Source organism: Collinsella sp. CM84Y_54, assembly GCF_036317945.1.
Lineage (GTDB): Bacteria > Actinomycetota > Coriobacteriia > Coriobacteriales > Coriobacteriaceae > Collinsella.
The window spans coordinates 430,610-456,482 of sequence record NZ_JAWQCX010000001.1; the positions used below are offsets into that span (position 1 = coordinate 430,610).

At 50.0% G+C, this 25,873-nt stretch carries 24 protein-coding genes and 1 pseudogene; all 25 read left to right on the plus strand.

Annotated elements, in window-relative coordinates:
- Positions 1–100 precede the first annotated feature (100 nt).
- The 25 genes and pseudogenes from V2391_RS01900 (at position 101) to V2391_RS02025 (ending at position 25,861) form a co-directional block, all read left to right on the plus strand.
- Positions 101–646, plus strand: coding sequence for a transcription termination/antitermination NusG family protein (locus V2391_RS01900; RefSeq protein ID WP_329738019.1), 546 nt, complete (start codon positions 101–103; stop codon positions 644–646).
- Between the two features lie 67 nt (positions 647–713).
- Positions 714–1,463, plus strand: a complete 750-nt coding sequence (locus tag V2391_RS01905) for a sugar transferase (protein ID WP_329738020.1) — start codon at positions 714–716, stop codon at positions 1,461–1,463.
- Between the two features lie 209 nt (positions 1,464–1,672).
- Complete coding sequence (locus tag V2391_RS01910; protein WP_329738021.1) at positions 1,673–2,191, plus strand: WecB/TagA/CpsF family glycosyltransferase; 519 nt, start codon at positions 1,673–1,675, stop codon at positions 2,189–2,191.
- Between the two features lie 49 nt (positions 2,192–2,240).
- Positions 2,241–3,299, plus strand: coding sequence for a polysaccharide biosynthesis protein (locus tag V2391_RS01915; protein ID WP_329738022.1), 1,059 nt, complete (start codon positions 2,241–2,243; stop codon positions 3,297–3,299).
- A gap of 1 nt (position 3,300) precedes the next feature.
- Positions 3,301–4,518, plus strand: coding sequence for a polysaccharide biosynthesis C-terminal domain-containing protein (locus tag V2391_RS01920; RefSeq protein WP_329738023.1), 1,218 nt, complete (start codon positions 3,301–3,303; stop codon positions 4,516–4,518).
- A 4-nt stretch (positions 4,519–4,522) separates the two neighbouring features.
- Complete coding sequence (locus V2391_RS01925; RefSeq protein ID WP_329738024.1) at positions 4,523–5,044, plus strand: acyltransferase; 522 nt, start codon at positions 4,523–4,525, stop codon at positions 5,042–5,044.
- Entirely contained in the window at positions 5,044–6,111 is a 1,068-nt protein-coding gene (locus V2391_RS01930; RefSeq protein WP_329738025.1) for a glycosyltransferase family 4 protein, read from the plus strand. Before V2391_RS01925 ends, V2391_RS01930 begins: the two co-directional genes overlap by 1 nt.
- The gene (locus V2391_RS01935) at positions 6,108–7,334 is read left to right on the plus strand and encodes a hypothetical protein (protein WP_329738026.1); all 1,227 of its coding nucleotides are present in this window, start codon (positions 6,108–6,110) and stop codon (positions 7,332–7,334) included. Before V2391_RS01930 ends, V2391_RS01935 begins: the two co-directional genes overlap by 4 nt.
- Positions 7,334–8,443, plus strand: coding sequence for a polysaccharide pyruvyl transferase family protein (locus V2391_RS01940; protein WP_329738027.1), 1,110 nt, complete (start codon positions 7,334–7,336; stop codon positions 8,441–8,443). Before V2391_RS01935 ends, V2391_RS01940 begins: the two co-directional genes overlap by 1 nt.
- Entirely contained in the window at positions 8,436–9,632 is a 1,197-nt protein-coding gene (locus V2391_RS01945; RefSeq protein WP_329738028.1) for a Coenzyme F420 hydrogenase/dehydrogenase, beta subunit C-terminal domain, read from the plus strand. Before V2391_RS01940 ends, V2391_RS01945 begins: the two co-directional genes overlap by 8 nt.
- A complete protein-coding gene (locus tag V2391_RS01950; RefSeq protein ID WP_329738029.1) occupies positions 9,622–10,878 on the plus strand; it encodes an oligosaccharide flippase family protein in 1,257 nt (418 codons plus the stop codon). The genes V2391_RS01945 and V2391_RS01950 overlap by 11 nt, the downstream gene beginning before the upstream one ends.
- Before the next feature lie 37 nt (positions 10,879–10,915).
- Complete coding sequence (gene wecB / locus V2391_RS01955; protein ID WP_329738030.1) at positions 10,916–12,103, plus strand: non-hydrolyzing UDP-N-acetylglucosamine 2-epimerase; 1,188 nt, start codon at positions 10,916–10,918, stop codon at positions 12,101–12,103.
- Positions 12,103–12,585, plus strand: a complete 483-nt coding sequence (locus V2391_RS01960; protein ID WP_329738031.1) for an N-acetylneuraminate synthase family protein — start codon at positions 12,103–12,105, stop codon at positions 12,583–12,585. Before wecB ends, V2391_RS01960 begins: the two co-directional genes overlap by 1 nt.
- Positions 12,579–12,743: an SAF domain-containing protein gene (locus tag V2391_RS01965; protein WP_329738032.1), complete on the plus strand. Its 165-nt coding sequence runs from the start codon at positions 12,579–12,581 to the stop codon at positions 12,741–12,743. Before V2391_RS01960 ends, V2391_RS01965 begins: the two co-directional genes overlap by 7 nt.
- 54 nt (positions 12,744–12,797) lie before the next feature.
- The gene (locus V2391_RS01970; protein WP_329738033.1) at positions 12,798–14,732 is read left to right on the plus strand and encodes a hypothetical protein; all 1,935 of its coding nucleotides are present in this window, start codon (positions 12,798–12,800) and stop codon (positions 14,730–14,732) included.
- A 938-nt stretch (positions 14,733–15,670) separates the two neighbouring features.
- Complete coding sequence (locus V2391_RS01975) at positions 15,671–16,438, plus strand: hypothetical protein (RefSeq protein WP_329738034.1); 768 nt, start codon at positions 15,671–15,673, stop codon at positions 16,436–16,438.
- Entirely contained in the window at positions 16,431–18,512 is a 2,082-nt protein-coding gene (locus V2391_RS01980; protein WP_329738035.1) for a DEAD/DEAH box helicase, read from the plus strand. Before V2391_RS01975 ends, V2391_RS01980 begins: the two co-directional genes overlap by 8 nt.
- Before the next feature lie 422 nt (positions 18,513–18,934).
- Entirely contained in the window at positions 18,935–19,435 is a 501-nt protein-coding gene (locus V2391_RS01985) for a UDP binding domain-containing protein (protein ID WP_442877993.1), read from the plus strand.
- 250 nt (positions 19,436–19,685) lie between these two features.
- Positions 19,686–21,476, plus strand: coding sequence for a hypothetical protein (locus V2391_RS01990; RefSeq protein ID WP_329738036.1), 1,791 nt, complete (start codon positions 19,686–19,688; stop codon positions 21,474–21,476).
- 192 nt (positions 21,477–21,668) lie between these two features.
- Positions 21,669–22,784, plus strand: a complete 1,116-nt coding sequence (locus V2391_RS01995; RefSeq protein WP_329738037.1) for a hypothetical protein — start codon at positions 21,669–21,671, stop codon at positions 22,782–22,784.
- Positions 22,785–23,051: 267 nt separating this feature from the next.
- Positions 23,052–24,347, plus strand: a pseudogene (locus V2391_RS09635) (AAA family ATPase).
- Complete coding sequence (locus tag V2391_RS02010) at positions 24,340–25,017, plus strand: RloB family protein (RefSeq protein ID WP_329738040.1); 678 nt, start codon at positions 24,340–24,342, stop codon at positions 25,015–25,017. The pseudogene V2391_RS09635 and the gene V2391_RS02010 overlap by 8 nt, the downstream one beginning before the upstream one ends.
- A gap of 63 nt (positions 25,018–25,080) precedes the next feature.
- A complete protein-coding gene (locus tag V2391_RS02015) occupies positions 25,081–25,359 on the plus strand; it encodes a hypothetical protein (protein ID WP_329738041.1) in 279 nt (92 codons plus the stop codon).
- Between the two features lie 27 nt (positions 25,360–25,386).
- The gene (locus V2391_RS02020) at positions 25,387–25,686 is read left to right on the plus strand and encodes a nucleotidyltransferase family protein (RefSeq protein ID WP_329738042.1); all 300 of its coding nucleotides are present in this window, start codon (positions 25,387–25,389) and stop codon (positions 25,684–25,686) included.
- Positions 25,673–25,861, plus strand: a complete 189-nt coding sequence (locus V2391_RS02025; RefSeq protein WP_329738043.1) for a hypothetical protein — start codon at positions 25,673–25,675, stop codon at positions 25,859–25,861. Before V2391_RS02020 ends, V2391_RS02025 begins: the two co-directional genes overlap by 14 nt.
- The last annotated feature ends 12 nt before the right edge of the window (positions 25,862–25,873 follow it).

Here is a 25,873-nt window from a genome sequence, read left to right on the forward strand (position 1 = left end):
TCAGGGTTTGAATATGGAGCGCCTTCGCGCACTAAGCGCCCTGGCGAAGCCATACCCAAACCCCGTGAGCCACACGTAAGACAGCAAGTGGGTGGTGCTCGTGTGGTATGTGATCCAGCTCATTAACGGTCGCGAAGACATAATGCGCGAGCGCATTGAGCACGTGCTACCGACGGGTGCCATGCAGGAGCTCTTTTATCCCCAATTTCAAACCGAGATTAAAGTTCACGGCGAATGGGTCAACACGACCAAGCCGCTCTTTCCCGGTTATCTCATCTGCGATACGGCAGATCCCCGCACCGTGCAACAGTATCTGCTGTGCATGGACGACTTTGCCCGGGTGCTATCCCAGGACGGTCAGTTTGTGCCGTTGGCAAAAGAAGAGGTCCAGCTCATCGGCAGTTTTACGCATAGGGGAGACCGCGTAGTGCCCATGAGCGAGGCCCTAAAAGACGGCGACCAGGTCGTAGTGACGGCAGGTCCGCTGCTGGGCCACGAGGGCCTTATCAAAAACATTAACAGACGCAAGAGCACTGCTTATTTGGAGCTCGACCTTTGCGGCCGGCGCGTAACCACTCGCGTTGGCCTCGCGGTGCTTTCAGCCGAGCAGCGCGTAATGCGAAACCTTAAAAAAGCGATCGCCTAATTACGGGCGACTGTTTAACGGGACAGGGAGGATCCCCGGGGATGGGGACGTAGGTTTGAAGGAAATAGTGTCAGATAAAACTGAATATTCTACAGGAGCGCCGGCGGGGGCCGCGCTTGTTGCCCAGGCAATGAGCGGCGACGGCGCGAGCATGCGCTACAAGGCCATGCAAGCCGTCAAGGACTGGGACCGCACGCGCCTGGTCTACCGCACCGTCAAGCGCGCCTTCGACATCGTGTTCAGCGGCTGCGTGCTGGCCGTCATCGCCGTGCCGAGCCTGGTGCTCGCCGCCGCTATCCGCCTGGAGAGCGAGGGCAACCCGTTCTACAGCCAGATCCGCGTGGGCCAGACCCACCGCGACGGCAGCCTGTCCACCTTCCGCATGTGGAAGTTCCGCTCCATGTACAGGGATGCCGACGAGCGCCTCGCCGAGCTCAAGGGGCAGAACGAGATCGCCGGCGCCATGTTCAAGATGAAGGACGACCCCCGCGTCACCAGGATCGGCAAGTTCATCCGCAAGCATTCCATCGACGAGTTCCCGCAGTTCCTCAACGTATTCCTGGGCCAGATGTCCGTCGTCGGCCCGCGTCCGCCGCTGCCCAACGAGGTCGCCGAGTACACCGAGTACGACCTGCAGCGCCTGGCCGTTAAGCCTGGGATCACCGGCTGGTGGCAGGTGACGGAGCGCAACTCAACGGGTTTCGATGGGATGGTTCAGCGCGACCTGGAGTACATCGCCAAGCGCGGTCCCGTTACGGACCTCAAGATCGTCGCTCTCACGGTGATCGAGGTCATCACCGGTAAGGGTGCGTGCTAATGCTCCGGGACTATTCAAAATTCGTTGAGCTCAAGCGTGTTCCCGTAATCGATGTTCCGATCACGGGAACCAATATGTCTGAGTGCGTCGAGTTTCTCACTCGCCATATAGATGAGCTACATGGCGAGTATATTTGCGTATCCAATGCTCACACGTCGGTTATGGCTCATGACGACCCTTCCTATTGGGCCTGCCAAGCGGACTCCCTCATGTCCGTTCCCGACGGCAAGCCTTTATCTGTTGTTGGACGTAAAACAATAGAGTCAATGGGGCGTGTAACTGGACCCGATCTAATGCGAGAGATTTTCAGCATTTCCTTGCAGCAGGGATGGAGCCATTACTTCTACGGTAACGAGCAGAAGAATCTCGACGCTCTCAAGAATTCACTTCAAAAGGAATATCCGGGCCTAGAAATAGCTGGCATGGAGCCTTCGGTTTTCCGACCGCTCTCCGACAGCGAGAAGCGAGACCTTTCGCGACGTATCGCTGATTCGGGTGCAGACTTCGCATGGATTGCGCTGGGTGCGCCTCGCCAGGAAGTCCTCATGCATGAGCTTAAAGGTGGCCCCCAGCCAATAATGATCGGTGTCGGGGGAGCCTTCAATGTCCTCGCCGGAGTGGTGCCGGAGGCACCGATCTGGATGCAGGACTTGAGTCTCGAATGGCTATACAGACTTATTCAAGAGCCGAAACGGCTTTTCAAGCGATACCTCATTACTAACTACTAAGTTTCTCTTTTACCAGTTCACTGGCGCAAAACGCAAGGAAGGCAAGTAGATGAAATCCACGACCGCATTCAAAGACAAGACCCTGATGATCACGGGAGGCACCGGCTCGTTCGGCAACACCGTGCTCAAGCACTTCATGAACACCGACCTGGCCGAGATCCGCATCTTCTCGCGCGACGAGAAGAAGCAGGACGACATGCGCCACCGCCTGCAGGAGAAGTCGCCCGAGCTCGCCTCCAAGGTCCGCTTCTTCATCGGCGACGTCCGCAACGCCCAGAGCGTGCGCGACGCCATGCACGGCGTGGACTACATCTTCCACGCCGCCGCCCTCAAGCAGGTTCCCTCCTGCGAGTTCTTCCCCATGGAGGCCGTCCGCACCAACGTCATCGGCACTGACAACGTGCTCCACGCCGCCATCGAGGAGGGCGTCGACCGCGTCGTGTGCCTGTCCACCGACAAGGCCGCATACCCCATCAACGCCATGGGCAAGTCCAAGGCCATGATGGAGTCCATCATCTACGCCAACGCCCGCAACGGCGCCGGCCGCACCACCATCTGCTGCACCCGCTACGGCAACGTCATGTGCTCGCGCGGCAGCGTCATCCCGCTGTTCATCGACCGCATCCGCAAGGGCGAGCCGCTCACGGTCACCGACCCCAACATGACACGCTTCCTCATGAACCTGGACGAGGCCGTGGACCTGGTGCAGTTCGCCTTCGAGCACGCCAACCCCGGCGACCTGTTCATCCAGAAGGCGCCGGCCTCCACCATCGGCGACCTCGCCGAGGCCGTGCAGGAGGTCTTCGGCCGGGTGGGCACCCAGGTGATCGGCACCCGCCACGGCGAGAAGCTCTTCGAGACCCTCATGACCCGCGAGGAGCGCCTGCGCGCCGAGGACATGGGCGGCTACTACCGCGTGGCCTGCGACTCGCGCGACCTGAACTACGACAAGTTCGTCGTGGACGGCGAGGTGGAGACCCAGGCAGACGAGTCCTACACCTCCCACAACACCGAGAGGCTCGACGTGGAGGGCACCATCGCCAAGATCAAGACCGCCGAGTACGTGCAGCTGGCACTCGAGGGCCGCGAGCACGAGGCGGTGCAGTAGGGTGCGCGTCCTCGTCACCGGCGCGAGGGGCTTCGTGGGCAGGAACCTCTGCTGCGCGCTGAAGAACGTCCGCGACGGCAAAGACCGCCGCGCCAAATACCAGCAACTCCTTCCCCTCGAGGTCATGGATTACGACATCGACTCGACTCCCGGGGAGCTGGAGGACTACTGCTCCCGCGCCGACTTCGTCTTCAACCTGGCCGGCGTCAACCGCCCCGAGGACCAGTCCGAGTTCATGGAGGGCAACTTCGGGTTCGCCTCGACGCTGCTGGACACCTTGGAGCGCCACGGCAACAGTTGCCCCGTGATGCTCTCCAGCTCCGCGCAGGCGAGCCTGTCGGGCCGCTTCGAGGGCTCGGTCTACGGCGAGTCGAAGCTGGCGGGGGAGGGGCTGTTCCGCGAGTACTCGGAGCGCACCGGCGCCCCCGTGCTCATCTACCGCTTCCCCAACCTCTACGGCAAGTGGTGCCGCCCGCGCTACAATTCCGCCGTGGCGACCTTCTGCGACGCCATCGCCAACGGCCGCCCCTACACCGTGAACGACCCCACGGTGGAGCTGGAGCTCCTCTACATCGACGACCTGGTCGGTGAGATGCTGGGCGCCCTGCTGGGGCGTGAGCACCGCTGCGGCTACGAGGGACTCGAGAGGGTAGAGGGCGAGGAGTTCTGCTGCGTCCCCGACACCGACGTGAAGACCCTGGGCGAGATCGTCTACCTGCTGGGCACTTTCCGCGACAGCCGCGAGACTCTCTCGGTGCCCGACCTGACGGAGGGCTCCTTCTCCAAGAAGCTGTGGAGCACGTTCCTGTCCTACTACGAGCCGGGGCACTTCGCCTATAGCCTGAAGCCCAACACCGACGACCGAGGCTCGTTCACCGAGTTCCTGCGCACGCCCGAGCGCGGCCAGGTCTCCGTCAACGTGAGCAAGCCCGGCATCACCAAGGGCAACCACTGGCACATGAGCAAGTGGGAGAGGTTCCTGGTGGTCTCCGGCACCGCGTCGATCAAGCTGAGGAAAGTAGGGGAGGATGCCGAGGGGAACCCGTTCCCCGTCGACGAGTATATAGTTTCTGGGTCTGACATGCGCGCCGTGGAGATGATCCCGGGCTACACGCACTCCATAACCAACCTGTCCGACACCGAGGACCTCGTGACGGTCATGTGGGCCAACGAGCCCTTCGACCCCGAGAACCCCGACACCTACTACGAGGAGGTCTAGCCGCATGGGCTCTTTTTCGCGGTCGCTTCTATGTTTTGGCCGCAGTGTGAAAGCGCTTCCTCGTAAAGCTATAGTTCAGCCCCTCGTTAAACGGTCTTTTGCACGGTGCGGAAAGGGTTTCTCGCTTGGAAAGCGTTGCGATTTGCAAGGCTTGGAGAACATTTCAGTCGGTAATGATGTGTCATTTGGGCCCGATACAAGAATTTGGACAACGGGCGCAGAAGTAATTATTGGTAACGATGTTATGTTTGGCCCACATATAACTCTAATCTCTGGTGATCATCGCACTGATGTCAAAGACAAGCCTATGCGAGCTGTAAGGCCAACTGAAAAATTACCCAGTAATGACCAAGACATTGTTGTTGGTAACGATGTTTGGATTGGGGCAAACGTTACGATTTTAAAAGGTGTGCATATTCCCGATGGAACAGTAATTGCTGCTGGTGCGCTCGTCGTTCGTAGCCCTTATGAAGAAAATTGCATTTTGGGGGGGGGTTCCCGCACGTCTAATCGGGAGACGATTTGATGACTAGGAATAAGACGGAGTTTGGCACCTTAAGTATGTTTGGTGTTGATCCGAGCTGTTTAGGAGGCATTAGTACGCTAACGCGCATGCTTTCTTTTGAGCTAGATAGATGCGAGCAAGTTGATTTTTGCTATTTAATAACGACCAATCAGGGAAATGCCCTTCAAAAGATCCGTTGTTTTGTAAGCGCGCTCTTAAAGGCCCGAAAACGCTTTTCAACCGGCGAAGGAATTGTTCATATACACATGGCTGATAATGCGAGCGTGATCAGGTCGTGCGTTATCATATTCCTAGCTAAAAGATATCGACAGTCTGTCGTACTTCACATTCACTGTGACTTGGCAAAGATTAGATCTCGGTCCTCAAGTCATATGAAAAAGCTGATAGATTGGTCGCTATTAAAATCAGATCGCATCATTGCCCTAGGAACATATCTGAACCCCTTGTTCCAAAAATTGGATTATCCAAGTGAGCGTGTATTAATTCTTCCCAATGCCGTTTCTTGTCCAGATGAGAATTTATACACGCCGGGCCGCACTAGAGTTTTATTTCTGGGAAATATCTCTAAGGACAAGGGCGTCTTGGATTTATTGGATGCGCTCGTTCTGATCGATGACAAGCTTGACCCAGAACTAATTTTCGAGCTGTGCGGTAGGGATCACATCAAGGTTCAAGTTGAAATTGAAAAACGAAATCTTTCTCATCGTGTTAAATATCGCGGCATCGTAGAGCCCAATCGTAAGTTCTTTTCGAAATATCTTCTAAACGTACTGCCTTCTCATCACGAGGCAATGCCATTTTCGCTTCTTGAGGCTTCAGCTTATGGGATCCCTTCTATCGCATCATCAGTCGGGTCAATCTCCGAGATTATCGATAATGGAGACTCAGGTTGGCTAGTAAATGCCCAGGACACTCAAATGCTTGCGAACACGCTCGTGAATGTGCTGTCAAATCCAGAAGCGATATCGGTTGCGGGAAGCCGTATATATAACAAGGTGCGTGAATGCTACTCATTTCAGGCGTATCTTCAAACACTATTCGCTCTATATAGGGAGTTGATAGCTTGATTTCAATGGCAAAGGCCCTAAATGCCGCCGATCAAAATATCGTCTCCGAAACAGGAATGGCGGCTAGACCAATTGTATTGATTGTTGCAACGTATATTGTGACTACTTTACTTCAAGGTGCTCTTGGCTCTATTCCTATTAATAAGATTCTTGGATTCGCTCTTGTAGTTCTACTTATATTTGAATGGGTTTCAACTCGCAGATCACATCTGTCCTATTTGGGCCTGCTCTGCTTCGTTCTTCTGTCACTCCATTCAACTCTTGTTATGATAAGCGCTTCTCAGGAGCTAAACGACTTGGTGTATCTCGCAAGCACAATGTTGATGATCTCCCTTATATGTTCGCCTAGGTTTCGAACATCTATTTTAGAAGCATTGCTCCAATATCGAACTTATATATCTGTTGTCGTAATCTTTTCATCCATGTTTCTTCTTTTACTACTTGCAACTGGCACTGGTTATGTTGTCGCATGGGGAGAAGCCCCCTACTTTAAGGGGCTATGCAATACAGAACACACTCTTGCGTCTATATGTACTCTTTTGCTTGTCCTTATTATTTTTCTCGTTCGGACTAATGGATCTAAGGCTGTATATTGCGGGTGCTCGCTTATCATCATATATGCGACGCTGGAGACTGGCGCCCGAACGTTTCTTGTGCCAGTTCTTATTTGTTTGCTGCTACTCATTCAAAATCTATTTGCTTACAAATGGACTAAAGCTGCCTTGCTACTCCTTGTTTTATTTTTTGGAGAGGCCGTATTTCTGAAGTCTGGAATGGCTAATAAATTTGAGTTTGCTAGCGGAAATATATACGCAGACTCGCTGCTATCCGCAATTACTAATGGTAGAAACGAAATTTGGCTCACAGATATCCTGGCATGGGCTAATTCTGGTTCAATGGGCATAGCTTTTGGAAACGCTTTTTCAACAATCTATGAGCTCAATAAACGTGCGCTCAGTCTTTATATTTGGGCTCATGACGACTTGGTAATGTTGCTGTATGGATTTGGCCTAACTGGTCTTTGCCTGTATCTTGCATGCTTATGTACTTTGTTTCATTCGTTGTTCGCTTCTTTAAATAAGGGTGCAGCCGTACTCCTCACCGTTTTCATTTTATTTCCGTTGCTATTAAATGGATTTTTTCCTTATCAACATCTTGTCTACGCATTTGTCCTTCTTTATTCAATCTGTTCGCATGAATTAATCCCTAGAAAGGATATCTGATGTCGAATAACAACTATCTGCTGACCTTTCACATGACGTGGAGCTATGGCGCATGTTTGCAAGCATTTGCAACTCTAGAAGCACTTAAGAATGTTGGTTGCAAGGCGGAGATTCTCAATTTCATTAATCCTTATGAGCGAAAAGGAAATGAGACTCCTTTCCAGCTCATCAAGGATGGTGATTTTAAAGCCGGCCTTATAGCAGCGGCCAAAAATATCATTTTCCAGCGTGCAAAGCTGCATGCGCGCGCTTTTAAAAAATTCCATTCGAGGCTCCCTCGAACGGAACGGGTGTATACTTCGTGTGCTCAAATGGCTGATATTGAAGCTGATGCGCTAATCGTCGGCAGCGATCAGGTTTGGAATCCTTTTATTACCGGCGGCATTGAGCCCGCTTTTTTTCTTCAATTCGGCAAAGCAACTCGCCGTCTTTCACTTGCTTCGAGTCTCGGTAGTCATATCTATAACGAGATAGAGCAACAAGAAATTCGAGAGTACCTTACTAAATTCGATGCGATAAGCGTGCGAGAAGCTCATGCAGTAGAGCAAATCGCGCCGTTGACGGAGAAGCCAGTATTTAGGTGTCTCGATCCAACTTTACTTCTTGATCGTGAATATTGGCGTGCTTTTTCCCAAAAGCCCGAAGGATTTAAAGGGAATGAACGATACATTCTGGTTTTCAATCTCGCGAGCAGAACCGATAAAGAAATGGAACTTTGGAAGCGTTTCTCAATAGATTCGGGACTGCCTCTATGGCGACTTAGCAACAATACCTTTAAGGACAAGGTTTTCGAAAGGCTCCTATTGGGTATGACCCCAGAGGAATTTGTTTGGCTTATTGATCACGCTCAATATGTGATTACTGATTCATTTCACGGAACGGCGTTTTCAGTGAATATGGGTAAGCCGTTCGTCGCTATGGAACCTATTCGAGGTAATCGTGCCCGAATTGTTGATTTGTTTAATTTAGTTGGAATGGATAATCGCATGCTGGCTGAAAGTGCATGTGAGCTTCCTAGTATCGATTTAGACTATAGCTATGCTGAATCAGCCCTTTGCGAGGAGCGCTCTCGATGCATGGCGTGGATTAAGGGTGCCTTAAATGACTAGTAATCAGGATATTTCATGCGTGGGTAGAGCATGCACTGGCTGTGCTGCATGTTCCGATGCGTGTCCTGTCGATTCAATCTCTATGGTCCCAGATGCGGAAGGCTTTGTTTATCCCTCGATAAACGGTGCATCGTGTCTTGCCTGTGGTAAATGCCTCAGAGTATGCCCTGCTGTTAATCGCTGCACGTTGCGCCCAATTTCAAATATGTATGCAGCATTTTCTAATGACCATCAGCTGAGAAATGAGAGCAGTTCGGGCGGTGTATTTTCCACGTGCGCACGCTATGTTGTCGATCATGGAGGAATCGTAGTCGGAGCAGCGGTTGATTCAACTGGGCACGTTTATCATCGACTTATAACTAACTCAAATGAAATTTCGTTTCTTCAGAAATCAAAGTACGTTCAAAGCGATTGTCAGGGAATATATTGTCAAATTGAAAAATGTCTTAAATCTGGTAGAAGGGTCTTATTCTCAGGATGTCCTTGTCAGGTTGCTGGCTTGATTTCATATTTGGGAAAAGCATATGACAATCTGATTACGATGGATTTGATTTGTCATGGAGTACCTTCTCCGAGGGTATGGGAAGACCATGTCGAGTCAATTACTGGTGGAAAACCAGCTCAAAGCATTACATTCAGAAGGAAAGACGTCTCTGCGAGAACGACTTTTTCAGTTGATATTAATGCGCCCGGTTTGCGATATAAAGGACGAGATGAATTTGACGATCCGTATATGGCGCTGTTTGTTACGGGGTCAGCAAATAGGGAAAGCTGCTATACGTGTAAATACGCCAGTTCTGAACGCGTTGGTGATGTGACCATTGGCGACTGCGCGTCATCGAATTGCTACCCAAAGTTCTATCCCTGGGTTCAGCTTTCTTCAATTTCCTTAAACACTGAAAAGGCTAGAAATTTCTGGTCAGAGGTAGAGAGCCTCTTTACCTTCGTTCCTATTGATTATCAACGGGAAATTCAATTGAATGCACAGCTTTCACATCCAGTAGTTCGACCTGGTTTGAGAGACAACGTATACAGGCGGATACATGAGACGGGCATCGCGTCAGTTGCTGCCGATGTCACACCTTCTCGTACAATTAAAAAGAAACTCAAAAGACTCGTTAAGTATTTAGTTCCCAACGTAGTACGTGGACGTCTCATTAAATTGAAAGCAATAGTTCATGATCGATAATTCCAAGAAGCAACTTCTTAAAAATACGTTATTTTTGTATACTCTAACGTTTTCATCTCAAGTTCTCGCTCTGATCACAATTCCATATCAAACACGCGTGCTTACACCGGAAACTTATGGTGTCGTTGGCGTCGCCATTTCTGTTATGACGTTTATGTCGCTTGTGCTAGATTTTGGAATTCTTTTATCTGCAACATCAAAAGTCGCACAGCATGCTGAAGATACTGTATTTCTTTCACATCTTTATGGCAATGTGTTCGCTCTAAAAGGCATTTCAACTATTATCTGTGGATGTTGTTTGGCGGTAGCATGCTGCTCGTCTCCATACCATAGCCGATATTTCCTACTCTACGCTCTCTATTATTTAGCTTATGTCGCTGCTGCGATGCTGCCTGATTATTTGTACCGAGGGCTTGAGCGCATGAAAGTCATAACCTTCAGGACTGTAGCGATACGCGCTTTTGCAACTGCGTGCACATTTATATTTCTCCACTCAGACAGTGACGTTTTAGCGCTTCCGATTTGTCTGTTAGTTGGAAATGTTACGGCGCTAGCGGTATGTCTTAGGTATGATCGTAGAGTCTTTGGCATACATCTTCACCGCCCCACGGTTGTCGAGGTGCGGTTACTTGCGAAGGACTCTTTACCGTTTTTCTTTTCACGCATTTCTTCCACGGTATACTCAACAGCAAATCCAATTGTTCTCAATATGTTCTACGCAGGCTTGCCAGTTGTTGGATTCTATTCTGCCTCAGAAAAATTCTTGTCCGTTTCTAAGTCAATCGTTTCCCCTATTGCGGATAGCCTATATCCGTATATGGTTAAAAACAAAGATTTCAGGCTTGTTAAGAAAATATTGCTTACTACAACTCCTTTTATTGTTGTAGGGGCTGCAGTGCTGTATATCTATGCGAATCAAATTTGCGAATTTGTTTTTGGACCAAGCTATGTAGAGGCCGGCATGATAGTGCGCTGTCTACTTCCAGCAATAATGGTGATATTCCCGTCGTACGTTATTTGTTTTCCCGTGCTTGTCCCCCTAGGCCTTTCATCAAGGGCAAATTTTTCAAATTTTATTGGTCTCTGCGTTCAGCTGCTTGCACTTATCATTCTTGTTGTAACTGATTATTTTAATGTCTATACAATGTGCCTCGCGACAAGTGCTGCCGAGGTGTCGGTATTTATCTACCGCTTATCCGTAATCACAAGATATCAAAAAACCGCTAAAAGCATGAATTCGCGTTAAATATCAGCTATAACAAATTGTAAAGAATGGGGCTCTCATGTTGAGTAACGATAATTCTAAAGTTAATTTTTCTAACGACGGCCGTCTGAAGCTGCTGATCATCGTGGGCACACGCCCCGAGGTCATCCGCCTGTCCGAGGTCATCAAGAAGTGCCGCCGCCACTTCGACTGCCTGTTGGCGCACACCGGGCAGAACTACGACTACACCTTGAACGGCATCTTCTTCCGCGACCTGGAGCTCGCCGACCCCGACGTCTACCTGGACGCCGTGGGCGCGGACCTCGGCGAGACCGTCGGCAACATCATCGCCGCGAGCTACAGGCTCATGGTCCAGGTCCAGCCCGACGCGCTGCTGATCCTGGGCGACACCAACAGCTGCCTGTCCGCCATCGCGGCAAAGCGCCTGCACATCCCCATCTTCCACATGGAGGCCGGCAACCGCTGCAAGGACGAGTGCCTGCCCGAGGAGACCAACCGCCGCATCGTCGACGTGATCTCCGACGTCAACCTGGCCTACTCCGAGCACGCCCGCCGCTACCTGAAGGACACCGGCTGCGCCCCGGAGCGCACCTACGTCACCGGCTCGCCCATGGCAGAGGTCCTGCGCGCCAACCTGGGCAAGATCGAGGCCTCCGATATCCTCTCCGAGCTCGGCCTGGAGCCGAAGCGCTACATGCTGCTCTCCGCCCACCGCGAGGAGAACATCGACACCGAGGCCAACTTCACGAGCCTGTTCACCGCGATCAACGCGCTGGCCGATAAATACGACATGCCGATCCTGTACTCCTGCCACCCGCGCTCCCGCAAGCGCCTGGAGGCCACCGGCTTCGAGCTCGACCCGCGCGTGCGCATGCACGAGCCCATGGGCTTCCACGACTACAACTGCCTGCAGATGAACGCCTTCGCCGTGGTGTCAGACTCCGGCACCCTGCCCGAGGAGTCCAGCTTCTTCGCGTCTATCGGCCGCCCGTTCCCGGCGGTGTGCATCCGTACCTCCACCGAACGCCCCGAGGCGCTGGACAAGGCCTGCTTCACGCTCGCCGGCATCTCTGAGAAGGGCCTGCTGCAGGCAGTCCACACCGCCGTCGAGCTCGACGCGGAGGGTTCGCTTCCCGAAGCGCCCGTTCCCGACTACGCCGACGAGACCGTGTCCACCAAGGTGGTCAAGATCATCCAGAGCTACACCGGCGTCGTGGACAAGATGGTGTGGAGGAAGGGCCTGTAATGATCGTGGGTGACGTTACGACGACCGACGCTCTCGTGGACGAAGCACTAGAGTTGGCGGAGGGCCTGAATAGGCCCCTTTGTTACGTCCAGCTCAAGGGCTTCTACAACGGCTCGACCGGCTCCATTTTGCGCGGCTTGCACGTGCGGCTCGCGGCCCGAGGGGTCGACTCCTATTGTTTCTGGGGGCGTCGCCACGAGTCGATCGATAGCCACATGCAGTGCTGCGCGACCAAGCCTGAGGACGCCTCGATGCAGACGCTCTCGACGGCATACCTCCTCGGTGCCGAGGTCATCGAGAAGCACTTCACGCTGGACAAGTCGCTTCCTGGAAACGATCGCTACCACTCCGGCGACGTCGAGGACTTCAAACGCGCCATTGAGAACTTCCGATTCATGACAGGATCCTGGGCTCCTCGGAGAAGACGGTCCTCGCTTGCGAGGAGACGCCCCGCCGTGAGGCGAGGCGCTCGCTTGTGCTGACGCGTGGCATGAAGGCCGGCGAGGTGATCGCCAAGGAGGACCTGATGCCCAAGCGCCCCGGCACGGGAATCGCTCCGACTTATGCCGATGTGGTTATTGGCCGCGCGGTAAAGGACGATCTTGCTGAAGACACTATCTTGACTTGGGAAATGATTTAGTTTTGACCCCGCAGCCTTAATGGATTGCGGGGTCTTTTTTGAGAGGCCGATTCTATGTCCAAGAAGACCGACTCGCGTTCTTCCAACGCACTTGCTTCCCTTGCTTTTCTTGAGGCGGCAATTGACTCTGGAACGGATGCAAACAAAACCGACCGATTGGGTCTTTTCATGCCATTTGTAGAAGACTCTGTTCTCCAACTCTACGGTATGAAATTCAAAATTACCGATGTGGTCGATAAGATAGTCAGTCGATGCGGTATCGGTTTACCTTCTCCTGTTGTCGAGGGCCTTCTCCGTCGGTTGGCTAAAAGTGGCTATATCAAAAGAGCTAATGGATTTTATGAGCACACATCCAAACCTATGGAAACTGCTGATGTCAGTTCTGCGTTACATAAAATAAATGGCGATCTGACCAAGCTCATCAATGACATGGGCCGATATGCACGTAAACAAGAAAAGAAGAAGTATTCCAACAGTAAGTGCAGGAAAGACCTAATCGCTTATTTTGAGGACCATCTGGACTCCCTCTCGACAAGGGAGCTCGTGGTTAATGAAGCCGAGTGTAAAGCAACAAAATGGGTGGGAAGGTATTTATTGTGGGCAAAGCAAAATAACGAAACTAGTTTTAACGCCGCCGTTAAACTCGTTCGAGGGCATATTGTCTATGAGGCGGCGTTTCTTCCTGGTTTTGCATCAAATACGCAGTCGCTTGAAGGAACTGTTTTGTACCTCGACAGCCCAACGGTTTGCAGGGCCTTGGGATATGGAACCGAAGAAGAGGAAAGGCTCGTAAACGAGGCCATATCGATGCTTCAACGCGCTGGTGCCGAGCTCCGAGTGTTTGATTTAACAATTGAAGAGATGACAAGAGTCCTGTCCGGCGTCGTCGATAGATGGGACGACCTTAGTCGCTTTGACAGGCCAAGCTCATATGATATGAACCTGAGAAGAAGAGGCTACAGCAAGGCTGATGTCGTCAGAATATCAAGCGACCCATCATATGTCGTTGAAACTGAGCTGCATTTTCAAGTTGACGAGACTCCTTCTCGTAAGTTCCTTTATGTGTATGATGAGGAAACATTGATTAAGTACCTGCAGCGTCCGGAAGGTTGCGATGCTGAGCTTGCAATTATGCACGACGTCAATTGCATCGCGGCAATTCTTACTCTAAGAGAGAAATTGACGGCAAAATCGTTTAAAACGGCGAGATATTTTTTCGTAACGACCTCCATGATGACGGTGAGACAGTCGACCAAATGGTGGAATAAGACTGAAAGTCCGACTATACTTCCACCTATTTTTTCTTTAACGAAAATGGCTAACCTGGCATGGCTGTATAGCGATCCATCCAGTGCAAAAAGGTATGGTGAAAAGGCTCTTTTGTCTGCATGTGCCGCAGCTGCAATTCCTTCGGACCATGTATGGAAGTCATTTGCGGAAAAGCTACTCAAATACAACAAAGAAGGAAAGATATCCCGCGAGGATGCTGTTCACTATTTATACAGTATGGACACGAGAAAGGTGCTGGCAGTAAAAGAGGACGCTCGTGACGACGACCATATCGGCACCTTTGACTTTGATGACATTATCGATGAAGCTGAAGTGGTATATAGGAGTAATATTCGGGACCAAGAAATTGATTCAATCCGCGGAGAAAACGCGAGACTTTCTAAGGAACTGTCTGAAATTAGAACCGTCAATGAAGAGCTCCAGGGTCAAAGCAAAATCTTGTCGGTCGAGCTGGACAGGAAGAGCAAACGCGTTAGGACTATTGCCAAAAAGGCTGCAACGATAGCCGTTGTGCTATGCGTGGCTTTCTTTACGCTCCTACTCGTTTATCTTGTGCATGTCCAATGCAAGCTCGGTATCGATGCAGTTCCTGGAATAGCAGTAACAATTATTTTTGAAAGTGTTTCTGTTATAGGCGCCTTACCTTCGAAGAGGCAAAAGCTTGCAGAATGGATTGAGAAAAAGCTATTCCGGAGCTAAACATCCCGCCTCTGTCAGACTTGAATTGGCGCACTGAGAGTTCAATAACTCTAGAGTGGCTGGAGAGCCGCGAGGCATTCATTGGTGTTTGATGGTGCGACAATCATGTTGGTAAACTTCGCCCGTGCCCGACAAAGGCACCCGGCCCAACAAGGCGGTGATACCGCGGATGATTTTCTCGATATGTCCGCGGTGCACGGTCTCATGTAGCGAATAAAAGAATAACAAGGTCCAGACAACCTCTTCCGGTGGTTGATTATCATTTTGCCGGGCTGAATTTAAACTTAAAACTCGATTACGAGCATCTGGTGTGCTTATAATCTGGACGCGTTTTTCATGATCGTTCGAGGCGGTTATTTTTATTTGCTTCGCGAAAAAACCGTTTGACGAAAAACAAATCTAACAGTTTAGATTACGGGTGATGTCGCACCACCCCTAGCTGCGGTAAGTCGCGTCGGCCATCAGGATATGGCGCACCATCCTTGCAGTCGGGTTCCATCTGTCCCGGGTCTGGTTGACGCCCTAAACCATTTCTTGGACACCCTTGCTAATGTCAATACAGTATTTATCATGGGCAATTCGTGCGACAAAGTCGATATGCCGTACTACCGCGACGTTCTAGCTCCACGCTACCGCGATGCCAAATGGGTCTTTTGCGAGCACGAGTCCAACGAGGATAAAGAATATGATATCGATGTTTTTTGTTGTGACCTCGCTATCTCAAACTATCGCATCACCAGTTACGCGGAGTTTGATAAGAGGCATGATTAGTCGAGAGCTAAATTCCAGAGTGCCGAGACCGCATCCGGCTTAAGTGAGAAAGATGGGGCGTATCGTTTACACTTAAAGATCCTCATACCCTAGAACAATTGTATGAGGTTCTAGAAGCGAACTGGATGCTCACTGGTTAAAATTACTAGGGGGCAGGTGATTATCGAATGCTATTCTCAGGAATTATTGAAAAGGAGCTTTCCGATCGCATTCACCTTACTTACTTTGATGTCATCGAAAATGACGACTTTGACGAATGCTTAAATCAATGCCTACCGTCTATTTGGTTTGGCCCGAAAGACACGCGTTCTATAGGCATCACAAAAGCGAAAATCGCAAAGTACTTTTCCACAAAACTAAAGAATCGGTCGTTGATTTGCGGTTCGTGCGCTGAAATCTTCTTACATGCTTACTTGGGATATAACGGATATCAACAGGCATGCCTTGGATCGAACCTCGAAGAGGGTTCGATCAAAAAAGGATTTGACGGATTTTACTTGAAAGATAATGAATACTGGCTGATGGAAAGCAAATCATCTATCTATGGAAAAATACCTCATCATCAAAAGGCTGAAGAAGCTTATCAAGACCTCTGTAACAAGTTAAATGATTTTGAAGGAAACGACCCGTGGGAAAATGCTCTAAATCACGCTGTAGTGGCGGGCGTCGAGGGTTCCATCCAGAATCAGATCAGAATGTTGGCGGATGATTTTACCTTAGAGCGTGTCCATGATCCCAGTGAGTTTAACATGATCCCTTGTGGCACTGTGTTTATCGGCAGCGTTCTGACTATCGATGAAGTCGAGAAGTTGTCAAATGCTCTCTCGCTGTATTTCGAAAATAAGGATTATTTAGCCCTCCACATAGTTTGTGTCTCACATTCTGCATTGGTTGGCTTTCTTCGATATTTGAACTTGGAGTACGCAGATGAGTGACACTGGCTCCATTACAAGATTAAAAAATAACAGCCCCTTTAAGTCGGCTGTCGATAAACTGCTTTTAGGCAAGGAGCTTACGAATAGAGAGTCCACGCTCCTTCTTTCTGCCGCTATTGCCTTGTTAAGGTATGCACTAAAAGATAAGAATCGAACACGAAGTCTCGAGTTTGCGTATTGGATTATTCTTAACTATTCATTGAGCACGGGAAATCTCAAGCCTCTGTACGATATTTCATTTGAATTGGGCCTCTACCCATTGTCCAAATCAATTGTTGACCTTGATGAAAGGCGCTTTGATACTCTGAAGGACTTTATTGCTCTAGATGAAATCAAAGAGGACTTTACCGAAGGTGTAACTCTTACCCTCGAACAAAAGTTGTCTGACAGTTCTTTCTCTTCTTACTCGGGAGAAGGGTTTGCCTATATTGCACCGACCTCGTTTGGTAAGACTGAGCGCTTGGTTGATGCTGTACTTGACGATAAGAGCGGATCCCGACCTTGTGTAATTGTGCCGACAAAATCACTTCTCGCCCAAACACGCGATGATGTATTTAAGCGCCATCCTAGAACAAAAGTAATTACTCATGACGAAATGTACCAGCGTGAGAATTCGTTCATCGCAATCCTTACTCAAGAGAGAGCGATACGTTTATTAGAGGCGAATCCTACTCTATCCTTTTCTAGTGTGTTTGTAGATGAGGCGCACAATGCTTTTGAAGTCGACGATCGCGCTTTATTGATTTCACGCCTCATTCGTGAGTCCAAATTCCGCGATCCCTCGACAAGGTTCTACTACTTTAGTCCTGTTATCGACGATATTAACCTTCTGTCTGCTATCTCGGGCTTCAAGGTTGAGGGATGCAAGGTTAATAAAAGCATGAAAGAGCCTCGTTATTATCTACTCGACAAAGGGGGAGCCTTGCATGCATATAACAGGTTCTTTAATAGCTTTTGCCAGGCTACTTCCTTCAATGACACTTGGGATTGCCTGAAGAATAAGGCGACTGCTAAAAATCTAGTATTCTTGTCTTCCCCTAAAAAGGTCCGCGAAGCGGCCTTGGATTTAGCGAGTAGTTTGCCAGATGACCCAGTCGCGCCCGAACTAGCTAGGGTCATTTCTGCCTTGACCGAACACGTGAGCCCTTTATATGACGAAATACTGTGTTTGCAACACGGCGTTGTATACCTGCATGGGCAGATGCCGGACGGAATCAAAAACTATCTACTTAACCGTGCTGCGAAGTTGGATTCCATTCGATTCATATTTGCAAACGAAGTCATCATGGAAGGTATTAATCTTCCATTTGACTCTGTATTTATCCTCGAGCTGCGCACAAAAAGGCGTTCAGCATTAATTAACTTAATCGGTCGTGCGTCACGGCTAAATTACGTTTTCGGCGATAGGCCTCATCTCAAAAGGCTTAGCCCACAAGTAATCTTTGCGGAATCAAAATGGACGAGATCGAAGCCGACCATGACAAACGCTATCGCAGAATTGCACAGCGTTGGGTTTAAGGACCGTGGGGACAATCTACGAATAAAAAAATCCAAAGGCGAGTCACTAAGCGATAAAGAAAATAAGCGTCTTGATTTCGAAGACAGCTTGATCCAAAGCTCAAATCGGCCGAATGATGATCTCGAAATACTTTTAGATCGTTCCGGTCTTCGATCTATGTATGAAAATTGGGATGATGCAAAATTTGAGATAGTTAAGAGACTAAATACGCTTGAAGCATCCCCTGGGAATAGCGTCCTCGAATTAATATGTACCTATTTTATTGATGGCGGTTTTGTTTTCTCTGATCCATATTTAAGAGTTGGAAATTTGCGTAAACAGCTGTCTTTTTACCAAAGCTATCTTGAGAGCAAGTCAACGAAATCGCTTAGTCAACGTCTTGCTGCCGACATTCCATTTTGGAAAAAGAAGGCTGAGACCACGCGCGATTATCTTTATGTTGGACGCAGCTTCGGTGAGATCAATTTTCAAGGTCTTGTCGATGGCAAATGTAGTTATGTTGATATTAGACATAAAAATAATGCTGAGTTGCCCGCACTTTTCTTGGCAAAATAAAAGACTGAGGACGATTATCTCGGGTTTACTTTGTCTAGATTCGTTCGTGTTCTGTATAAGACGGGTCATATTAATCAGGAGCAGTACCACATGTTCTTATACGGGACGTCCGACAAGGAAAGCGTTGAGTTAATTCAAGCTGGAGTCCCATTGTCGCTAATAACAATGCTAAAAGAACGCAATTTGCTTAATGAAATTGGGTTTGACCAATATGGAAATATCAATATTGGCGTTGAGCTTAAACATTTTTCGAACAAAGTGGACGATTACACAAAATTTGAAATTGACCAATTCAATATTGAGTAACTATCGATTAAATTGAAGGGCCAACACCTACCTTGTCCTCCGCGTGATCCACTTCAACGAGCTCGACACCTACATGCGAGGTCCGCGGCCTCAACACCCGCGACGTCATCGACGGCGTGTGCCTGGAGCCGCGCATCGGCAGCCACTACAACAACCCCAGCTTCGGCTACGGCGGCTACTGCCTGCCCAAGGACACCAAGCAGCTGCTGGCGAACTACAAGGACGTGCCGCAGAACCTGATCGAGGCCATCGTGGACGCCAACCGCACCCGCAAGGACTTCGTGGCAGACGAGGTGTTGCAGATGGTGTGGGACCGCGTCTACGCTGGCAAGGAGAAGCCGGTCGTGGGCGTGTGCCGCCTGACGATGAAGTCCAACTCCGACAACTTCCGCGCGAGCTCCATCCAGGGCGTCATGAAGCGCGTGAAGGCCAAGGGCGTGCCCGTGGTGGTCTACGAGCCCACGCTGGACGCGCCGGAGTTCTTCGGCTCCGAGGTCACGCACGATCTGGAGGCCTTCAAGGCCGGCTGCGACGTGATCGCCGCCAACCGCTGGAGCGACGAGCTCGCGGACGTGGCGGACAAGGTCTACACGAGGGATCTGTTTAAGAGGGACTAGGGGAGAGGCTGCCTGCGTTGGGCGGGCTCAGTCTACAGTAAGATCATTCCACACGAGGACGGGGGTGTATCGGCTAGCGCTGATACACCCCCGTCCTTTGTTTAATCGTAAAAATTCAATAACGGGTACCGTGGACGAGAGTTCAGCATCGGCTGGCATAAGGCAAAATTATAACTGTTGGACACGGTCACCCAACTAATACCTGACTTAGTACTGCAACACGAAGAATGGTCGATTGGAGAACATGGCGATGCAAGCCAAAGAAATAACTGAAGCAATTAAAGGTTACATGGAATGTGACGATATCGGCCTTCAAGCGTTGGTTTTGCATGGTGAATGGGGTTCAGGTAAGACTTATTACTGCGAGCACGATCTTAAAGCCGCGCTAGATGAAATAGGCATAAGGATATGTCGCGTGTCGCTATTTGGTGTGTCTAATTATGACGAAATCTTCAATAGGATTATGGCTTCTTGGTTTCATTTTTCTGATAAAGCTAAGAAGCGCTCCAAAGCTGTCACAAACGTTTTAAAGAAATATGCACTTGAGATCGGTAGGTCAATATCTAGCAAACAGCTTGCTAAGCTTGGAGTTCAAGTCTCCATTAAACCTGACTTATTACTGTCTTTAATAGATATGAAAAAAGTTCTTGTGATTTTGGACGATTGTGAACGCAGTGGATTCGCTCAGGACGATCGTGCGTTTCTTGGGTTCGTTAACAATATGGTCGAAAATCATGGCTGGCATGTGATGCTCGTCAGAAATCAACCGCTGTCTTTTGAGGACGATTGCTCTGTTGAAAAGGCGGTTATTAGTCAAATCGAGTATCAGCCAGATCTTCAAGAGCTGTATCGGGTTATATTAAAGGATAAGTTGATCATACCCGAACAGATTGACTTCAAAGTTAAGGATGCGGTTATTGACGGAATTAGGGGTTCCTTTGTCAACGCAAGGGCTTTATCACGATCAGTTCCGTCTATTAACTATGCATTAAGCACGTCAGTTCTTGTTGATGAATCTGTCGATTTTTGCGGAAAAGTAAAAGCATTCTCAGATTTTGTTGGTTATGCAGTTCAAGCATCAGCAGGAATAGCTCCTAAGGAGCCAAAAGGTGCGAAGAGCTCAATGAGCATTTTCGACAATTCTGAACTCGAAGCATACGACTACTATCTAACTATATCTAAGGCCCTTGCGCCCTTAACAGAAGGAAAGGATGTAAACCCAGAAACTGTTAAGAGCTCCTTCAGGAAATTCATACTGATGAAAAATCCTGATTCCGCTGCAGACGTCGAGGCCCGAAATATTGATTACCAATGGAGTACTTTGCACTTGTTGGAAGACGATCAGGTTGAATTACTGGCTAGCCGACTTGATGAATTGTTATCTAAGGGGCTCTATTCACATAATTGGTTCTATAAGGTTATAAGGATATCGCTTGATCTCATAAAACTTGGGTTTTTGGATGATGGTATTCGAGAGAAACTCCTCGATTCGCTTCGACTCGCCGTCAAGCGTGATCCTAAGTGCAACGTCGCCGTATTGAGGCAAAAGCAAGAAATGGAAAAGGATATATATGGCACAGAAGCTAATCTAATAATGGACAAACTTATAGCCGTTGTTGAACAAGATGAAATAGAGCGAGCGTTTAATCGCGACAATCTTAAGTTTTCTATAGTTGATATGAACACAGGAAAAACTATCTCTACGTTTTTTGAAGAAGCCATAAAGTCCGAGTATCAAAATAGAATACTGGATGTACCAGCTGGAACTGTGGCAACAGCCATCTATGAAGGAGCCGCCGACTCGCAAATGTCGCTGTATTCATTCTTTCATACTGGCATGAAGAATTATGCAGAAAAGCAAAGCATGAATGAGGCCATCGAATGGCTTAAAAATATAGACACCCAACTAGTCGAAATGGGATCTAAATCACGTACGGGCACACTGAGGACCAATTGGATTCACAATGACATAAAACAAGCAATAGAATCGTTGAGCAAAAGGGCGCAGGATACATCGACTGATTCCGATGTCGATATGTGATTGCTTTTAGTTGCTCAATGGCTTGCTGACGGCATGCGCTTGTTCGACGTATTCGAATCCTCCTTTCACCGACTGGCAAAACGATTTACATCTAATTTCGGGGTTTGATCGCTGGTTTCTTTATCGTACGTTGCTTGATTTCGCTACACTAATAGCTGCTGCTACCAGGCAATTTTGCTGATGCAGTCTTCATTGGCTCTTGCGAAGATCGGAGCGGTTATGTTTGCCACCGCGTTCCACACCAGCCGACACTACATCCTGCTTACTGCCATTGCCTGCCTATGCGTTTTGCTGGGCGGGCCTTCTTATGCCGCGGGCGCGGAGAGCCTGTTCATTGCGGGCGCCACGTACTACGAGCCGGGCGCGTCGGGCCCCGGATGGGCCTGGACCGATGCCTGCCACCTTGAGCTTAACGGCTACACGGGCGAGGCCATCGGTGCCGACGGCAACCTGGTGGTGACGCTGACCGGGCAGAACACTGTTGTCGAGACGAGCGCGCCCGACGTGGACATCTCGCGTTGCGGCATGGAAGTGTGGGGCGATCTGACGCTCCGCGGCACCGGGTCGCTGGTGGCCACGGGCTCGCAGTGCGGGATCTACGTGTCGGGGACGCTCGCGGTGGAAGGCTGCAAGGTTGACGCGCGGGCCGACGGCGCCGGCATCGCGGACGCGCGGGTGGCCGGCGTGATCGCGGAAGGTCTTGCCGTTCGCGGCGGTGGGAGCGTTGTCGCCGCGGGCGCGGGCTCCGGGGCGGGCGTGCGCGCCTATGGTGTGTGTCTGCTGGGCGGGGCTGCTGGCGGTGGCGAGGCCGGGCAGCTTACCGTCGATGCGTCCTGGCTTGATGTGTCGGGCGCCGACGGCGGCGTCGCCTGCCTGGGCGGGTCGCTTTCATCCGCGCGCTTTGTGGCGCCTGCGGGCGGGGCCTTTGGCGCAGGCGGCGTGGTGGATGCCGACGGGTCCGTGGCAGCGCGCGTGACGATCGAGCCCGTGGATGCCACGGCGTCGGCGGGGGAGACCGGTGGCCCCGATGTGCCGGGGGATGGTCCGTCCGTCCCTGGCACCGACCCCGCTACCGGCAAGCCAGCTGCGGATCCGTCGACTAATCCCACACAAAAGCCCGCTGCCACGACTAAGACGGTAACCACGACCACAGTGACCAACACCCCGGCCGCCAAGGCCCCTAGGCCCAAGACCGCCACCGCGACCTCCTCGTCACTCCCCAAAACCAGCGACAGCCATTGGATTGCCGTGTCCGCATTGCTGTTCGTGCTGGGAACAGCGGTTCTCGAAGCTGCACACCGATGCTGATACTCCCGATTTCCGGAAGTGTTGTCATCGCCGCCGAACTTATCAATGCAGCCCTAGCGGGCAAGGGCGTGTCAGATAATTCAGCCTTAGATTATGCAACGGTATCGAAGGTGGTTGCCGAACTTAAGAGTCCAATATCAATGCAATTGGAGTTTCAAGGCAAATATTTGTCCAAAACAAACAAATATTGCTTTTAAAAGCATATAATTCTTATTGTTCTTCCGGTGTGCCTGTGGTAAGCGAACAATATCTAGAAAGATTCCGACGATGATCCTCAATTTTTCTTTTAAGAATTACCTCAGTTTTCGAGATGCTCAGCAATTTTCATTTGAACCGATTTTCAGTAAAAAAGAGTTTGGTCCCGTTCGCGTAGCTGCAGTGTACGGCGCCAATGCTTCTGGTAAATCAAATTTCTTAGACGCCCTGAGTTTTGTCTCTTACTTTGTTCGCACAAGTTACGCAGCGGGCGATTCTCAATCTCATATACCTATCGACCCCTTTTTACTTGACTCGGAATCTCGATCAAGTGACACAGAGTTCTCGATTGAATTTCTTGCTAGCAACTTAAAGTATGATTTTTCATTTGGCATTAATAAAAATGAGGTTACATACGAAAATCTCACCGTATATCGATCGAAGCAGCCGTCGCTCCTTTATGACCGCTCTTCGATAAATGGAAAACAGTCGATTAAATTTGGCAGCACCTTTACGGGCGCTAAAAAACAGCTTTGGGATATCACACGTGATAATTCCCTGTTCTTGTCTGCCGCGGCAGCAGCTGGTAGCGAAGTGATTCAACCGGCTTTTGCCGTTCTTGCCAATGAAATCAAGCTATACGATGCAACGCATTATCTTGCTGAGCTCGCCACTATTAAAAAGCTGTTTATCAACAATGACGTTCGGGCCCAGATGCTATCCCAGCTCATTAAATATGCCGACATCGGCATTGATGGCATGGATGTTCGTCAAGCTGAGGGCGTCCCAGGTTTAAAGGATTCGTTCATCGGACTTGATGACATTCCGGAAGAGGCGCGCAAAAAAATCGCAGAAGACTTTAAATGATCATTCTCTTATGACTTGTTCTTCCACCATGTAGGCTCAGGAGATGGTTTATGGCTGGACTCCGCCCATGAGTCGGAGGGCACAAAAGCTGCGCTGGCGTTTTTCTCGGTAGCCTTACGCTCTTTAAGCAGCGGGGCCACAACGGTAATTGACGAACTTGATTCGAGCCTTCATCCTACGCTTCTGCGCGACTTTGTCTCACTGTTTGCCGATCCCGACACCAATCCAAAGGGTGCGCAGCTAATCTTCTCCACCCATGATGTCACCTTAATGACGCGAACCAGCCCCATGGAAGAGGTGCTCGAACGTGACCAGGTCTGGTTTGTGGAAAAGGACTCTGAAGGTACTTCGCAATTAATTGCCGCGATGGAGTATTCCCCTCGCGCAAATGAGAATCTGGGGCGCAATTACTTAAACGGTGTCTATGTGCCGCTGCCCAACCCAAGTTTTCATCAACTTGTGGCCCAACTCATGAAGGAAGGCGCTGACCAAAATGGCTAAGACAGAAAGGAGAGGGCTTGCTCGCGGACGCAAAAAGCAAACTAGAGCAAAGCGAAAGCGCCACCTGATTGTGTCCAACGGCAGGGTGACCGAAACCGAATACTTCAACTTCCTTATAAATGAAATGGACGTTCGCGGAAGTGTCCGATATAGGCACATAGACGGAGACCCGCTAAAAGTAACGAAGCAGGTGTCTCGTGAGCTCGAGTCTGACAAAAAGGCAGGCAAAACTGGTGAAATTGAAGAACTGAGCTCCACATGGATTGTTGTCGATTCGGATGAGTTCAGGAATTTGGCCAAGGCAGAACGAGAAGCTAAGACAAAAGGGGTTAAGCTCGCGATCTCCAATCCATGCTTTGAAGTATGGCTCATCGATCATGTTTCACCATGCCCGGAAACTTTTACATCGACTTCCCAATGTGAGAAAAGGGCGCGCAACCTTGGTGTATTAAAGACCACCGACCCCAACAGGTCGTCTGTGTCTAAGTTCAAGTCTGTAAATCTAGAAATGATTGATGGCAAAAAGGACCAGGCTTTGGCCAATGCCGCAAAGCACAATACCGATGATAAACGCCGCGCAAGAGAAGCAAATCCGGACAACGTTGCCGCCTATCAGGTATGGACAGATTTGCCTGATCTTATAGATGATGCATTTTGGTCGGGCCAATAGTGTGATTTATCCCGTGCTACGGCCAGTCACACTATTTCCCAAGAACCTGTAAAGGACGCAGTCATGCTTTGGAGCTACGTTCAGCTTGATGATGGCACTCAGCTTGCCTACTCAGAGATACGAGAAGATGGGGCCGTTCGCGTAGCTGTCGAGCGTCCCGTCGACTTTGGGTTTGACCATGCAGAGTGCTTTCTGCCTGCGGTCAAATGGTTTAATGTCGAAGGCTTTTCTGCGGACGATCTGGTTTTCTTAACCAAGTTTGTCAGGTCAAATTCCCCATACATTTTCGAGCTTGCCGAACGCCATAATGTTGGACCGGCGGTTTCGGCGCTGGTCCCCTGATGATTTACTGTTGAGCGGCAATTATCCATGATCTCGTCTACCGACATATCCACTGCGGTCTCCCGCGTGCTGGCTCGCTACGACGTCCGCGAGGCATATCTGTTTGGCTCGTTCGCCCGAGGCGAGCAAGCGCCCGATAGCGATATCGACTTGCGTCTAGCCTGCGGCGCCACGATGACGTTTGGCACGCTATATGAACTATCACTTGAGCTCGAAAAGGAACTTGGGCGAAAGGTTGATATAGTCACCAACCCACCAGAGCACATGCGCCTGGCCTTCAGCAAAAATATCGAACAGGATGAGGTGCGTCTCTATGAAGCGAAGTAAACGTGACAAGGAGCTTACAGATACCATCACGCATCTCATTCCGCACGCCGAGCCCATCACGGAAAGCCTTGAGGCAATCCACGAGAGCGATGCGTTCTTTGCCAGGGGGAATACCGGTCGCTTCGACGGCGCCGCCGACCTAATCGATGCGGCTCTAAAAGCCCCTGAAGTGTGAGAGAAATCAATC